The sequence below is a fragment of the Chryseobacterium ginsenosidimutans genome (assembly GCF_039536845.1).
GTDB lineage: Bacteria > Bacteroidota > Bacteroidia > Flavobacteriales > Weeksellaceae > Chryseobacterium > Chryseobacterium ginsenosidimutans_B.
In genome coordinates this window covers 15,748-30,618 of the sequence record NZ_BAAAZJ010000017.1, presented here as the reverse complement: position 1 = coordinate 30,618, position 14,871 = coordinate 15,748, and the positions used below count along the sequence as shown (strand labels likewise).

At 32.3% G+C, this 14,871-nt stretch carries 16 protein-coding genes; 8 read left to right on the top strand and 8 right to left on the bottom strand.

What is annotated here, in order from left to right:
* The gene (locus ABD745_RS21355; protein WP_344835007.1) at positions 1-615 is read left to right on the top strand and encodes a hypothetical protein; all 615 of its coding nucleotides are present in this window, start codon (positions 1-3) and stop codon (positions 613-615) included.
* A 408-nt stretch (positions 616-1,023) separates the two neighbouring features.
* On the opposite strand, the gene ABD745_RS21350 is transcribed toward ABD745_RS21355, so the two are convergent.
* Positions 1,024-2,898, bottom strand: a complete 1,875-nt coding sequence (locus ABD745_RS21350; RefSeq protein WP_344835004.1) for an acyltransferase family protein — start codon at positions 2,896-2,898, stop codon at positions 1,024-1,026.
* 573 nt (positions 2,899-3,471) lie between these two features.
* On the opposite strand from ABD745_RS21350, the gene ABD745_RS21345 reads away from it, so the two are divergent.
* The 3 genes from ABD745_RS21345 (at position 3,472) to ABD745_RS21335 (ending at position 4,776) form a co-directional block, all read left to right on the top strand.
* The gene (locus ABD745_RS21345; protein ID WP_344835002.1) at positions 3,472-3,669 is read left to right on the top strand and encodes a KTSC domain-containing protein; all 198 of its coding nucleotides are present in this window, start codon (positions 3,472-3,474) and stop codon (positions 3,667-3,669) included.
* Between the two features lie 118 nt (positions 3,670-3,787).
* The gene (locus ABD745_RS21340) at positions 3,788-4,255 is read left to right on the top strand and encodes a redoxin domain-containing protein (RefSeq protein ID WP_344835000.1); all 468 of its coding nucleotides are present in this window, start codon (positions 3,788-3,790) and stop codon (positions 4,253-4,255) included.
* A 2-nt stretch (positions 4,256-4,257) separates the two neighbouring features.
* Positions 4,258-4,776 (top strand): DsbA family protein, encoded by a 519-nt coding sequence (locus tag ABD745_RS21335; RefSeq protein ID WP_344834998.1) that lies wholly within the window; start codon positions 4,258-4,260, stop codon positions 4,774-4,776.
* Positions 4,777-4,934: 158 nt separating this feature from the next.
* Here ABD745_RS21335 and guaB read toward each other — a convergent pair whose 3' ends face one another.
* The 7 genes from guaB to ABD745_RS21300 form a co-directional block, all read right to left on the bottom strand.
* Positions 4,935-6,395, bottom strand: a complete 1,461-nt coding sequence (gene guaB / locus ABD745_RS21330; RefSeq protein WP_344834996.1) for an IMP dehydrogenase — start codon at positions 6,393-6,395, stop codon at positions 4,935-4,937.
* Positions 6,396-6,562: 167 nt separating this feature from the next.
* A complete protein-coding gene (locus tag ABD745_RS21325; RefSeq protein ID WP_344834993.1) occupies positions 6,563-7,069 on the bottom strand; it encodes a DUF4252 domain-containing protein in 507 nt (168 codons plus the stop codon).
* Positions 7,070-7,095: 26 nt separating this feature from the next.
* A complete protein-coding gene (locus tag ABD745_RS21320; RefSeq protein WP_344834991.1) occupies positions 7,096-8,364 on the bottom strand; it encodes a DUF4252 domain-containing protein in 1,269 nt (422 codons plus the stop codon).
* Between the two features lie 65 nt (positions 8,365-8,429).
* Complete coding sequence (locus ABD745_RS21315) at positions 8,430-9,107, bottom strand: hypothetical protein (protein ID WP_344834988.1); 678 nt, start codon at positions 9,105-9,107, stop codon at positions 8,430-8,432.
* Positions 9,082-9,591 carry an RNA polymerase sigma factor gene (locus tag ABD745_RS21310; protein WP_425549817.1) on the bottom strand — a complete coding sequence of 170 codons (510 nt, stop codon included), beginning with the start codon at positions 9,589-9,591 and terminating at the stop codon, positions 9,082-9,084. Before ABD745_RS21310 ends, ABD745_RS21315 begins: the two co-directional genes overlap by 26 nt.
* 97 nt (positions 9,592-9,688) lie before the next feature.
* Entirely contained in the window at positions 9,689-10,849 is a 1,161-nt protein-coding gene (locus tag ABD745_RS21305) for a GlmU family protein (RefSeq protein ID WP_344834985.1), read from the bottom strand.
* A gap of 166 nt (positions 10,850-11,015) precedes the next feature.
* Positions 11,016-11,267 (bottom strand): type B 50S ribosomal protein L31, encoded by a 252-nt coding sequence (locus ABD745_RS21300; protein WP_002976190.1) that lies wholly within the window; start codon positions 11,265-11,267, stop codon positions 11,016-11,018.
* Between the two features lie 183 nt (positions 11,268-11,450).
* Between ABD745_RS21300 and ABD745_RS21295 the strand changes: the two genes are divergently transcribed.
* The 4 genes from ABD745_RS21295 to aroA all read left to right on the top strand — a co-directional run bounded on the left by ABD745_RS21295 (position 11,451) and on the right by aroA (position 14,753).
* Positions 11,451-12,860 carry a hypothetical protein gene (locus ABD745_RS21295; RefSeq protein ID WP_344834981.1) on the top strand — a complete coding sequence of 470 codons (1,410 nt, stop codon included), beginning with the start codon at positions 11,451-11,453 and terminating at the stop codon, positions 12,858-12,860.
* A 17-nt stretch (positions 12,861-12,877) separates the two neighbouring features.
* Positions 12,878-13,069, top strand: a complete 192-nt coding sequence (locus tag ABD745_RS21290; protein ID WP_344834978.1) for a hypothetical protein — start codon at positions 12,878-12,880, stop codon at positions 13,067-13,069.
* Positions 13,069-13,395 (top strand): nucleotide pyrophosphohydrolase, encoded by a 327-nt coding sequence (locus ABD745_RS21285; RefSeq protein ID WP_344834976.1) that lies wholly within the window; start codon positions 13,069-13,071, stop codon positions 13,393-13,395. The genes ABD745_RS21290 and ABD745_RS21285 overlap by 1 nt, the downstream gene beginning before the upstream one ends.
* 80 nt (positions 13,396-13,475) lie before the next feature.
* Positions 13,476-14,753, top strand: coding sequence for a 3-phosphoshikimate 1-carboxyvinyltransferase (gene aroA, locus ABD745_RS21280; RefSeq protein WP_344835087.1), 1,278 nt, complete (start codon positions 13,476-13,478; stop codon positions 14,751-14,753).
* Positions 14,754-14,871: the final 118 nt, after the last annotated feature.

Genomic DNA, 14,871 nt, shown 5'->3' with positions numbered 1-14,871 from the left:
ATGAGAAAATTTAGTTTAATAATATTATTGTTAATTTTCGTTTTATCGTGTAATGAAAAAGAAAAAAAGGATATAGAAATCTGTGTAGAAAGCAAGCAACAACTTAATAGTCATTGCTTGCTGGTCAAACTAATTATTAAAAACAACGGTAATAAAAATTATTTGATTCCTATAACTCCAACTTTTTATTTAGATAATAAGATGTTACAGTCAATTCCTTCACAGATTATAACTTCAGATTCTACAAATAAGTTAGATAGTAAGATGGAATTTTTGTTACAAGAATTTACTGAAAAAAGACTATATAAGGGGATTTCTCATGAAGCTTATAAAATGGCGATAATGAAAAATTATGAAGAATTCTCAAATTCGTTATTTTTCTTCCCAAAAAATTCTAAAAGAGAAATATTCTTAGCTTTTAATAATTATCAATATTGTGATAATAAATCTTATTGTAACAAGATTTTTAACGATGAAAACACAAAAATAAGATTTGATAATTATACAAATGAAGATGTTAAAAGTATAGATTCTTTAATTAATTATAATAAATTGAATTATGTGATATACAAAAAGAATATATATTTAAAAGATTCATTATATATCAATAGATAAAATAGAAATATTTATGTAATGAACAGCCTCATTGGAGCGAATGTTGCCTGCTGCGCAAAGTCTCCCGACTTTGAGCGGATAAAAACAAACCCCACCGAAAAAAGGTGGGGTTTGTTATTTGTAAGTCTCCCCAAAAACTAGACATCTTTTATCTCATAAAAATCAAAGAATTATAATCCATTGTAAAAAATTATTCTATAAAATTTCAAAAAACAATTAATCCATTTAATAATAAAAATAATATCAAATAATAATTTTGCAACTATCTGTTAATTAAATGATTAATTTTCGTTTTCGGCAAATTAATAGAATAATCTTATATATTTGTTTTACAATAAAAAAGACAAATATGAAAAACACAAAAAGCTCCGTGAGCGAAACAGGTCATGCAAAAAATATTTTTAATCTTCACTTTTTACTAACGACATGATGACAAATACAATTCGATAACAACAACTTTGCAATAAGGCACCTATACAACTCCGTTCCATAATACGTTAAATGATTTTGATCGTTAATATAAGGCCTCCCCGCTTCATCCACTCTTTTTATTTTATAATCAAGCAGATTTATATAACGATTTCCAAGCCTTTTTTGCAAATATTGATTTGCCAAACGAACTTTATTTGTTAGATGAGCTGTTTCTACATTTTCTACACCAAACCTATTTTTCAAATAAAAATGTGTCGGAAAATCTACAGCGTAATTATCAGTTTGGCCTAAATAGACCACAGGAACATTATACTTATTAAAATAGCTTTCATTAAAATTGATCTTCTTTATCAGGTCATCTTTATAAAAATCATAATAATTTGCACTAATAATCACAAGATCAATGCTTTTATAATTCTTAGGAAAATAATCTTTAAAAAAGTAATTAAAAAGAGCTTTCGGACCGGGGTATCCTATTTCTGCGTCTATTATCGGATAGGTTGCATCTCCTGTAACTTGTATCAGATTATATTTATTTTTATCAAAAATATTATTAATTGTTTGAGAGAACATACCAGCATGACTGTCTCCCAGTAAAATTATATTTTTTTGGTCCCTATTAATTTTCAAATTATTTAAATCATAATCTTTAAAAGATTGAACATCTAATAAATGCTTATTTCCATGACTGAATTGTCGATATGCTTCTTCACTATTTTTATAATGCGTTGTAGCATACGCCAAATTAGCAATTTTATCATTAAATAAATATTTCGGATTTAATTTCGAAATAAAAAATGATGATAAAAAAAGAATAATAGCAGAGCCTAAAATCCATTTATAATTATGTTGATAATTTCTTTTTTCGATGAAATGATAAGATATTATCGAAAAAATTACAGAAAATAAGATAAAAATTATTTTATATGTTAAGTTTTCATTCAATCCAAAAAATAAACTGAAAACAAATAAAGGCCAATGCCACAAATATAAAGAATAGGAAATATTTCCAATGTACTGTATTATTTTATTTTCAAAAAGTTTAAGCTCCAGATTCAATAATAAAATTAGTGTTATACAAGCAACGGGTATTATAGTTATTAAAGATGGCCATCTTACAGAATGTTGATCTGTAAATATGATAAAGAAGATAATAATTATCAGAGAGGAATAGAAAAACATCTTTTTTGTAATACTTTTTTTTTCTTTAAATAAGTTCGCAAATAAAAATGCCAATCCTCCAAACATCATTTCCCATGCTCTTGTGTAAAACATATAAAATGAATAAGTCCTGTTAAATATATAATGGAAATACATTGATCCCATAGATAGGAAAATTAACATCAAAAAAATCAAATGAAATAATTTTTTATTGTTTATATAAATTTTCCTGAAAGTCATCAAGACCAATGGATACACCATATAAAATTGCCATTCTACAGACAATGACCAAGTATGCAAAAGAAAATTGACCTGCGAAGGAGCATTAAAATAGCCTGCATTGAAATAATAATAAATATTGGAAAAAAATAAACTACTTGAAAAATAAAATTTAATATAATTAAGGAATTGAGTCGGAATTAAAAAATAAATCGATATCGCAAAAAAAGTTATCATTACCAGCAATGCAGGAAAAATCCTTATAACCCTTTTTTTATAAAAATCAAGAATAGAAAAATTATGTTTAGAAAATCCGGTTAGAATGATTCGGGTCATCAGGTAACCTGATATCACAAAAAAAATGTCTACACCAATAAAACCTCCTTTAAAAAAAGTAAATTTAAAATGATATAATATGACAGCAATTACAGATATCGCTCGAAGAAAGGAAATATCGTCTCTAAATTTCATGAATTATTTAACAAGAATGTTTAAATATTAAAATGCAGGTTTAATATTTAATTTTAACTCAAATATATTCAAAATTTATAAAATAAAATCTTAAATATAACCATAAACCCGTATTAGTTGTTATTATAAATTGTAACAATCTAAAAAGTATATTTCATTTGATTGAGAAAAAATTATTATAAATGTGGAGGGGGGGATTTATGACTACTTAAAATAATTCTACAAAATCACAAAAAGAATTTCAATTAAAAATATTCCACAGCTAAGTGTAAAATTTTCAACTTCATTTATACTTTTAGCAACTTTGATGATAATGTGTCATCCTGCGATTTAAATTCTTATACCTGTGGGTATAAAACTACCGACTGGGATTATACTTCTTACACCTTTGTTTTATATTCTTGCTCCTGTAAATATAAAACTCCTGACTTTACTTATACTTTTAGCGACTTTGATGATGATTTTCTTTCCTTTGATTATAAAATCATTGGTTCTAGTTACATTTTTTCATATCTGGAAAGAAATAAAACAAGTTTATTTTAATCAAGGAACATTTTTTGTACAAAATTTCGTATGCCTTCCTCAGTAATTAATAATTATAAATACTTTCCGGAGACTGAAATATTGAGAATTATATATCAGTCGGGAGCAGTTTATGATTATCTGAAAGTACCTCAGGAAACCTTTGACCGATTCAAAACCGTACAATCCAAAGGAAGATTTCTAAACTATGTTATCAAACCAAAATTTAAATACACGAAGATTAAATAAGGAAGTTTGATTTAATATTAATTTAAGTAAACCGATTGCATGTAATTAAATACTTATCGCTAATTTTATTTTATAATAATCAAACTCAATATTCTTCTAACCAAAAATCACTACAAATATGATATTAGAAAAAGGAACCTCAGCACCGGATTTTGAACTCCGCTCTACTCCCGATCAGAAACTGAAACGTTCTGATTTTTTAGGCAAAAACCTCATCTTAGTTTTTTATCCTGCAGACTGGAGCCCTGTTTGTGGAGATCAGGTTGCTTTGTATAATGAAATGTTAAGCATTTTTCACAAATACAATGCAGATATTCTAGGAATTTCAGTAGATAGCTCCTGGTGTCACGACGCTTTTATGGCAGACAGGAAATTACACTACCCTCTTCTTGCCGATTTTAATCCTAAAGGTGAGGTTTCAAAAAAATATGGCGTTTACAACGAAGAGAACGGAACTTCAAAAAGAGCATTATTCGTCATTGATAAAGACGGAGTGATTCAATGGAGTTACCTTTCACCCGACGGAATCAATCCCGGAGCTGACGGAATTATCGATGCACTAGAAAATTTAAATAAAAACTCATAACTATGTCGACATTAAGAATCCCAATCGGTCCAAACGACCATGTTCAGGGAAATCCGGAAACAGCAAAAATCGTTTTAGTTGAATATGGAGATTATCAGTGTCCTTATTGCGGTCATGCCTTTCCTTTGGTGAAACAATTCGTTGAAGAATATGGTGATGATGTAGCTTTTGTTTTCAGGAACTTTCCTTTGACGGATTCTCACGAATTTGCAATGGCAGCCGCAACGATTGCCGAAGCAGCAGGAAATCAGGGAAAGTTTTGGGAAATGCACGATCTTATTTATGAAAATCAGGATCAATTAAGCAATGAAATGCTGAAAGAGTGTGTAAAAAGTTTACGATTAGATTTTAATAAAATTGAAAATGATATCAACACCGGAGATATTCAGGATAAAATTGAGAATGATTTTGAAGGTGGCGTAAGAAGCGGTGTAAACGGAACTCCATCATTTTTTGTAAATAACCAAAAGTGGGAAGATTATGATGGAACGTATGATTCTTTTATTAACCTAATTTCTTAGTTGAAGATTTTTATTAAATAATTTAATAAAATATAAGTTTTGGCTAAAGCCAAATTCGTTCATCCATTAATGAAAGCGGGCTAAAGCCCGCTCTTATTGATAAAAAATAAGGCTACCTCAAAACTGAGATAGCCTTATTTAATATATTTAATTTATTATTATAAAGAATAATTCGGAGCTTCCTGCGTAATAATAACATCATGTGGGTGAGACTCTTTCAAGCCGCTTCCTGTGATCATTACCATTTTTGTTTCTGTTTGTAAAGCTTTAATATCTTTAGCTCCACAATATCCCATTCCCGCTCTTAACCCTCCTGTCAACTGGAAAATTACTTCTTCTAAAGATCCTTTACTCGGAACTCTTCCTTCGATTCCTTCCGGAACGAATTTCTTAGCCTCACTTTGGAAATATCTTTCTTTTCCGCCTCTTTTCATTGCAGAAAGACTTCCCATTCCCTGATATGTCTTGAATTTTCTACCCTGGAAGATAATTTCTTCACCCGGAGCTTCATCAGTTCCGGCTAAAAGAGAACCCAACATCACTGCTCCTGCTCCACTTGCGATCGCTTTCACGATATCACCAGAAAGTTTTATCCCTCCATCAGCAATTACGGCAACATTTTTAGATTGAGCATATTCGTAAACGTTATAAATAGCAGATAATTGAGGAACTCCAACTCCCGCAACAACTCTCGTTGTACAGATAGAACCGGGACCAACACCTACTTTAAGAACATTTGCTCCAGCTTTGATCAAATCTTCTGCAGCTTCAGCCGTTACAATATTTCCACCAACGATATCCAAATCAGGATATGCCTTTCTGATTTCAGAAATTTTATCTAAAACTCCTTTTGAATGTCCGTGAGCTGAATCGATACCGATAATATCAACTCCAGCCTGAACCAAAGCAGCAATCCTATCCAATGTATCTTCACCAACTCCAACTCCGGCTCCAACGATCAAACGACCGTTTTCGTCTTTGTTTGCATTTGGATATTCTAATTGATTGTCGATATCTTTAATCGTAATTAAACCAACTAACTTATTGTCTTTATCAACGATAGGAAGCTTTTCAATTCTGCTTTTAAGAAGAATTTCTTTCGCTTTTTCAAGATTGGTATCTTTATCAGAAGTGATAAGGTTTTCTTTCGTCATAATCTCCTCAACCTTCATATCAAGGTTTTCCTGATATTTCACGTCTCTGTTTGTGATGATACCGATCAATGTATTTTCAGCATCAACTACAGGAAGACCGGAGATTTTATATTTCGCCATTGTTTCTTTAGCCTGAGCCAAAGTATGATCTTTAGAAAGGGTAACAGGATCTGAAATCATTCCGTTTTCCGAACGCTTTACACGATTAACCTGTGCAGCCTGTTCAGCGATTGTCATGTTTTTATGAATAAATCCTAAACCGCCGACTCTTGCCAATGCAATTGCCAATTCAGCTTCTGTCACCGTGTCCATCGCAGCAGAAACTATCGGAACATTAAGCGTAATTTTGTCGGTAAGTCTTGATTTTAATGAAACCTGATTAGGTAAAACTTCAGAATAAGAAGGAACTAGAAGCACGTCATCGAAAGTGATGGCTGTCTCTACAATTTTGTTATGAATAGACATCTTTACTTTCTTGCAAAATTAAGACTTTTCAGCGAGATACGAAAATCGATTTTGATAGTTTAAATAAAACTTAATAATCAATAACTTAAATCGAAAAACCGCTCCAAATTCAGGAACGGTCTTCTTGTACAAAATAAAATTTAGTATATGATATGAATATGAAGTGTCTATTTATCTGTTGCTGAAGCAATCATTTTTGAGATATCATTTGCTGTAAAATTTCCTCTGACATCCACAAAAACCAACTCTTTATCTGAATTTACAGTGATGAGCATATTTTTGATCGCATCTCCTTTTTGTTTCACTCGAATGTTTACATTGTCGCCATCATGTTTTATCGTTGCCCATTCTTCGTAATTATTATCATTTAGATAATTAGCAAAATCTTTAAGCATTTCTCTGTCTCCATTTTCTACTGTCAGGACTTTAATTTTAGAAACTTTTTTAATCATCTGAATAATTTCCTCATTGTCTTTTCCGTCTTCCCGCAATGCTTTTTTAATAACAGGCTTTGCTAAAAACATAGGAACATTGATGCTTGTAAATTTCGCTCCTTTAAAATCGTTCCCGGAATCTGAAAAATAAGCCATATTTCCTTTTCCTGAAGAAACTATGCAGGACTGCATCATAAACATCGTACAAACGATAAGAAAAATGTTTTTTATTGTTTTCATGGCAATTTGGATTTGTTGTTAAATTTTTAATTAATTTCCTTTAAAGATCCGCCGGACATTTTGCTGATATCGGAAGTGATTTCCGGATTTCCTTTGTATTTGATCAAACCTCCTGAAGAAGCTTTTGCTTTTAATTTTTCAACCACATTTACAGAAAGGCTTCCTCCCGAGGTTGATTCTGCCTCCACCTGATTCACTCTGAAGTTTTCGCCTTTAAGAAGTGCACCGCTGCTGATGTCGAAAGTCGCCGTTCCGGCTTGTCCTCCAATAATTGTATCAGATCCGCTTGAACCTTTGAAGACCAAACTTTTAGAATTTACCTCAACTTTCACATTTGTTCCGGAAGTTGCTTCAACATTCGTATTGTTTGCAATATTGAATTTTCCTTTTACCACAGAACCCGAAGATGCATCAATCGTAAGATTATTTTCATTCACAGAATTGATTGTTGTAAAGGTCGCTCCTGAAGATGCTTTAAGATTATCCATTCTTGGAGAAGAAACATTCACGTTGATATTTTTGAATTTCAAGTTTTTCTGTCCTTTATTATCAACATACACTTTTAAAACTCCGTCCTCAACTTTAGTGATAATATATTGAAGTTTATCCGCATCAGCAATCACCTTTACATTCGTCGGACTTTCCTGTTTGAATACCAAATTCACACCTGTACTCACATGAATTCCTGAGAATTCGCCTACATTTCTGGATTCACCATTCAGATAAGAAGAATTATTTTCTGACGTAATGCTATTTCTTATGTTGGTAACAGGGTTAATTTTTGTTTCAGAGGAGTTTACAATTCTGTTGATATCATCCATCGACAGTTTCCCGTCGAGTTTTACCAAGATGCTTTCTTCGCCACCGCTGTCGATGCTTAACAAAAGATCATCAAGAACTCCATTTTTTTCTTCCGCAGAAAGGAATTTTATTTTAGCACCACCACTGTTCATGGTCATGATTTCGCTGTAGTTCAGATTGCTTAAATAAGAAGAAATATCTTTACTGATCTGGGACAGCTTCTGCCCTTTTGCAGAACTTCCGTCCTGAGGTTTTTCGGCAATAAAAACTTTTAGCCCATTAATTTTTGACAATAAAGGTTTGATCTGATCCAATTCTGCATCTCCCAAATCCAGGCTGCTTAACATTCCGAACATCGGTTTTGCAATCTTGATGGAAGTTACTCCTTCCACTTCCTGATATTTGTCAAAAAGCTGGTCTAGTTTATCTTTTTGCCCATACACATTGAAAAAATGAGTAAAAGCGAGTGCGAATAGTATGAATATTTTTTTCATGAGTCAATTTTTATTTATTTGATTATTATTGCCTGATCAGGTGCATAATCTTTTTTTAAGGTTAATTAATAATCGTCGTCAACGACTGTAGGTTTTACTAATTTTTCACTGACGTTATTTGCAAATATTTGGAATGAATACTTAGTCACATTAATGGCTTCTTCTACATTTTCGATTCTTTTTCCGTTTACGATCACGTAAGAATCTTTGTATCCTGTAGAATCTTTTGAAGCTTTATTATAAGAGGAATTATAAACAAACTTTGGTTTTCTTTCTTTCTTAAGTCTTCCTCTTTTTGGTAGAATTTCATCTAAAACATCTTTCTCAGCAACCGTATTTTCCTGGAAAATCGAATCTTTCTTCGCTCCGGCAATAGAATCAGAAGTATGATTCAAAGCTACCTGTTCCTGATGATCACTATTTTCTTCGATGAAATCATTTTTCTGTTTTTTAATTTGATTTTCAACCAATTGCGCCTGATCTTCTACATCAGAATCTTTATTATAATTAAAAATAAATCCGATACTCAATAGCAAAACCACACTTGCAGCCATCCAGAACCATTTTGGAAACGAAGGTTTATTTTTACTGTCAATCGGGATAATTGGCGCTTCATCATTCTGAACCTCATCATCTTTTCCTTCTGCTTTTTTCAGGAAATCTTCAAAATCCCAGTCCATTTTTTCTTCCTTTATACTTTGGAAGATTTCGTCGTATTTATCTTGAAATTTGTCGTTGCTCATAATTCATCAATTGTGAAATTTGTTCTTTTACTTTTTGTCTAGCCCGCATAAGATTTACTCTTACTGCATTTTCTTCCATTTCCAGCATTTCTGCTATTTCCGGGACTTCATATTCTTCTACATCTTTCAAATGGATCACTGTCTTTTGTTTTTCCGGAAGCTGATTAATAAAACCAATAATGTGTTCTTTTAAATTATTCACCTCCATACTGTAAAGCTCTGAGCGATGAAGCTGCATATCTGCAAAACCCAACTTTACATCGTGATGTTTCAATCTGTTCAGGCATTCGTTCCGGACGGATTTCAACGCATAGGATTTTAAATTCCCGAACTGCTCCAGCTCTTCCCTCTTCTGCCAGAATTTTATCATCAGATCCTGCACCACATCTTCTGCCTCATCACTGCTCATGACAAACCTTTTCGCAAAGCGATACATCTCATTTTTGAGAATAAATACCGTATTCTTGAAAATTTCCTGAGTCATAAGTTTTGTTTCTATTAGTAAGACAACCAGATTTTACATTTTATTACATTAAAAACAAAAAAACTTCAAAAAATTTTGAAGTTTTTATATAATTATATTAATACGTATCAAAAATATATTTAAAAATCGCCTTATCATCGTCTGTTAAAGGCACTTTTCGTCTTGCCATTGCTTTTTCTGCAACTTCGTAGGCTTTGTCTAATTTGAATCTTTCATCATCTTTAAAACCGCCCCACGAAAAATTTTCTACAAGATTAGGAGGAAAACCTTCTTTGAAAATATTGGAAGCAACTCCAATCACTGTTCCTGTATTTAATTGGGTATTGATTGCCGTTTTAGAATGATCCCCCATGATTAAACCTGCAAATTGAAGCCCTGTATCTTCGAAAGATTTTGTCCTGTAATTCCACAATTTTACGTGACCGTAATTATTCTTAAGATTAGAAGAATTTGTATCTGCTCCTAAATTACACCATTCGCCGATTACAGAATTTCCTACAAAACCATCGTGTCCTTTATTAGAATAACCGAAAATAATGATATTGTTAACTTCACCTCCTACTTTACAATGGGGCCCAATTGTAGTCGCACCGTAAATTTTTGATCCTAAATTAAACTTAGATTCTTCACAAAGTGCAATCGGACCACGAAGATTACAACCTTCCATCACCTCAGCATTTTTTCCTATATAAATTTTTCCTGTTTTGGTATTGATCGTTGAAAATTCGATTTGAGTACCTTCTTCTATGAATAAATGATTTTTATCTCCCAAAAATCCGTTGGTTGGAGAAAGTTCCTGTGAAGTTTTCCCTCTTGTTAATAATTCAAAATCAAAATCGATGGCTTTATCATTATAAGTAAAAAGGTCAGTCGGTTTTTTAAAAAAAGTAAGTTCTTCCTTAATATCAGTCATTTTTTCGATCTGATGCAAAGAAAAACCATCCATATTAATTTTTGCCGCGACTAATTCATCTTCATAAACCAAAGCTTCTCCTTGTTTCAAATCTTTAATTTGCCTGATAACATTTTCCGTCGGCAAAAAGTTCGTTACCAAAAAAAGACTTTCTTTTTTTTCAGGTTCCTGAAATTTATTCTGAAGATAAGTTTCTGTGAAGTAAGAAATTTCCGTGTTCTCTAAAATTTTCTGCCATCTTTCGGAAAAAGTGAGAATTCCGCATCGCATTTCTGCAACAGGACGGGTAAATGTAAGCGGAAGAAAATCTTCCCAATATTGCGCATCTGAAAATACTAATTGCATTTGATAGAAGTTAGATGTTAGAAACTAGAAGTTAGAGAATGGAAACCTGAAGTTTTTGGATATACTAACTTCTAATTTCCAACTTTTATTTCTAGTCACAACAAAAATACGAATAAAAAAGTCTCCCAAAAACTTGGAAGACTTTTAATATTTTAATGACAAAAAATTACTTCGCGAATTTTTTGTATTTGTTCATGAACTTATCAACTCTACCTGCAGTGTCAACTAATTTTACTTTACCAGTGTAGAAAGGGTGAGAAGTTGAAGAGATTTCCATTTTGATTAATGGGTACTCTTGTCCTTCGTACTCGATAGTATCTTTTGTTTCTGCAGTAGATTTGCAAAGAAACACCTCGTCGTTACTCATATCTTTGAAAACAACAAGTCTATAATTTTCTGGGTGAATTCCGTTTTTCATAATACAATTTTTAAAAAAATTAAGGTTTGCTTTCGAAATAGTAATGGATATTTCTCTGCTAATTTTAGGGTGCAAAAATACAATTTTTTTTTAAATTTCCAAATAAGCTTTCAATATTTTTTTCTAGATAAGAAATTCAAAGTATTTTCGTTAAATTTGAAATCTATTTAAACTTTAATTTCGATGAAATTCAAATTATTACTGGCTTTTTCTTTTTGGATGCTTGTCATGACTGTATCTTGTAATAAGGACGACATTAGCTTTGATGCTCCTTCACAGGAATTAAGCTTTTCAAGAGATACGGTTTTTTGTGACACCGTTTATCATCAGGTTCGCTCTGAAACCTATGCTGTAAAAGTATACAATAATGAAGACAAGGATATTCTGATCCCAAGAATTCATCTGGAAAAAGGGGCAACCTCTTTATATAAGATCAATGTAGACGGAAAACCCGGCTATGATTTTAAAGATGTTCCTTTAAGAAAAAAAGACAGTTTATATATTTTCGTTGAAATTGCACCAGAAGCAACCGGACCGGAAGCTATTGCCGAAGACAAAATTTTGTTCCAGAGTCCGCTAGGGCAGCAACAGGTTGTTTTATTCTCTGTGGTTCAGGATGCGGAATTCTTTATCAAAAGCCCAACAAATCCTAATATCATTACTTCTGATGCAACGTGGACAAATAATAAAGCTAAAATTATTTACGGAGATCTTACCATTGATCAAAACGTTATTTTAAATATTCAGCAGGGAACAAAAGTTTACTTTCATAAAAACAGTGGTATGAAAGTCTTGACCGGTGCTACTTTAAATATAAATGGAACTCTTGCAAATAACGTAACTCTTCGGGGCGACAGAAACGATCCTGCTTATGATACAATTCCTAAAAACTGGAATTCTATTAAAATGGATGCCGGTTCTACAATTAATATGAACTACGCAAGACTTTTCGGAGGTACAAAAGGTCTGGAAATGAAACAAGCCAATGCTACAATCAACAATTCTTTCATTCATACTTTCCAGGAATACGGAATTTATGCTATCGGCTCCACTATTACTGCCAATAACGTTGTTATGAATAATTGCGGAGAATCAGCAATAGGAATTGTCAAAGGTGGAACCCACAATTTTACCCATTGTACAATTGCCAATTATTCTGATCTTCTCCATTCATATAACAGATTAGGAATTTTTGCTACCAATGAATGGAAGAACGAATCCGGGCAGAGTGATCCCGGCGCACTTATTCTTAATATAAGAAATAGTATTGTTTACTCTGACAGAGATAATTCTATAAATCTTGAATACGTACCGCCTAGCTTATTCAATTATACAATTCAAAACTGCTTAATTAAATATTCTAACACATCAGAAGCTGGTTTTGATTACACATTGCCAAGTGTAATTCAGTCGATTAAAAATGAGGATCCTTTGTTTGTTAATTATTTTGCGGCTCAGATGAATTTGAGAGTAAAACAGAATTCTCCGGCAATCGGAAAAGGAAGCACAACTGTTGCAGCGACGGTTCCTACAGATATTACGAATGTTTCAAGAACTTCAAATCCGACAATCGGAGCTTATCAGTATTTTTAATATAATATCTAAAGAAGATGGATTTTAATATTGTGAAAATTATAGGTTTTATTTCTTTAATCTTAGTTTATCTTATTGTAAGAAAACTTTTCAAAAAGTTTGCAGATTTCACTGAAAACATTGGAAAATCAGCCAATAATGAAGAAGAATTAAAAAGATTAAAAACAAAAATCATCACTCTGGAACAAAAAGTTAACAATATACCATAATGGAAATCACAAATCTGCAACAACAAGTCGATGAATGGATAAAAACAATTGGCGTTCGTTATTTTAATGAGCTGACCAATATGGCAATGTTGACGGAAGAAGTTGGTGAAGTTGCAAGAATTATAGCCAGACGATACGGCGAACAAAGCGAAAAAGAAAGTGATAAAAATAAAGATTTGGGTGAAGAATTGGCGGATGTGTTATTTGTAACATTATGTTTGGCCAATCAAACCGGAGTCAATCTGCAGGAAGCTTTCGATAAAAAAATGAAGATAAAAACTGATCGCGACAAGAACCGTCATCAGAATAATGAGAAATTAAAATAAGATATGAGATGTCAGATTTCAGACACCAGATCATTAAAAGTCCGAAATCCGATATCTTGAATCTAAAATCTGAAGAAATAATGAAGAAGCTTGAAAAATCAAAATTAACAGGAAACAAAACCATACAAATCAGCGGTTCGAAAAGCATTTCGAATCGTTTGTTGATTTTAGAAAGTTTGTTTAAAAACATACAAATCGGGAATTTATCTAATTCTCAGGATACGCAATTGTTAAAAAAAGCATTGTCTGAAACCTCGTCAGAGGTTCGTGAAGACCTTGAAAAAAAGCAAGAATCTTCTGAACAAAACACGGAAATTGTCGATATTCATCATGCAGGAACGGCGATGCGTTTTCTTACTTCTTATTATTCTATCCAAGAGGGGAAAACAACAATTCTTACCGGTTCGAAAAGAATGAAAGAAAGACCAATTAAAAATCTGGTCACAGCTTTGCAAAACTTGGGAGTCGAGATCGAATATATGGAAAATGAAGGTTTTCCCCCACTTAAAATCAAAGGAAGAAAAATCACCAAAATCAAAGTGGATGTTCCTGCAAATATTTCAAGCCAGTTTATCACTTCTCTTCTATTAATTGCAGGAAAATTAGAAAATGGATTGGAAATAAATTTGGTTGGCGAAGTTACTTCACGGTCTTATATCGAAATGACATTGAGCATTTTAACTAAATTCGGAATTAAAAGCAGCTTCATAGGAAATACGATCAAAATAGAACCCATCAACCATAAACTATCAACCATCAACTATGAAGTAGAAAGTGACTGGAGTTCGGCTTCTTATTTCTACTCTTTTGCAGCGTTGGGAAGAGAAACTATTCACTTGAAAAGTTTTTACAAAGAATCAACTCAGGGAGATTCTGCGATTGCAAAAATTTATGATGAGTTTTTCGGGATTAAAACAACTTTCACAGAAGACGAACATAAATTGACGCTTCAGTCAGATTCTAATTTTCAATTTCCGGAAAAAATCGTTTTGGACATGAATAATTGTCCAGACATTGCCCAAACTCTTTGTGTAACTGCAGCAGCGTTGAAAATTCCTTTCGAAATTTCAGGATTGGGAACTTTACGCGTAAAAGAAACCGACAGATTGTTAGCTTTATACAATGAATTGAAAAAACTGGGAACAGAAACTGAAATCACAGATTTAACGATCAAATCCATCAGTTTTAATGATCCGGAAGACAATATTTCCATCAAAACCTATCAGGATCACAGAATGGCGATGAGTTTTGCGCCGTTTTGTTTAATTAAAGAATTGAATATTGAAGATGAAGATGTGGTGGAAAAGTCTTACCCGATGTTTTGGGAGGATTTGGAAAATGTATTAATTAAAGAATAAAATTAACTCGAGAATATCAATATTGCAGTTGTTATTTCAACGAAGAAGAAATCTCAAAAGCATAGATTCTTCACTCGTTACGTTCGGAATGACAAAAGGACTGAAAAAATAATATCAC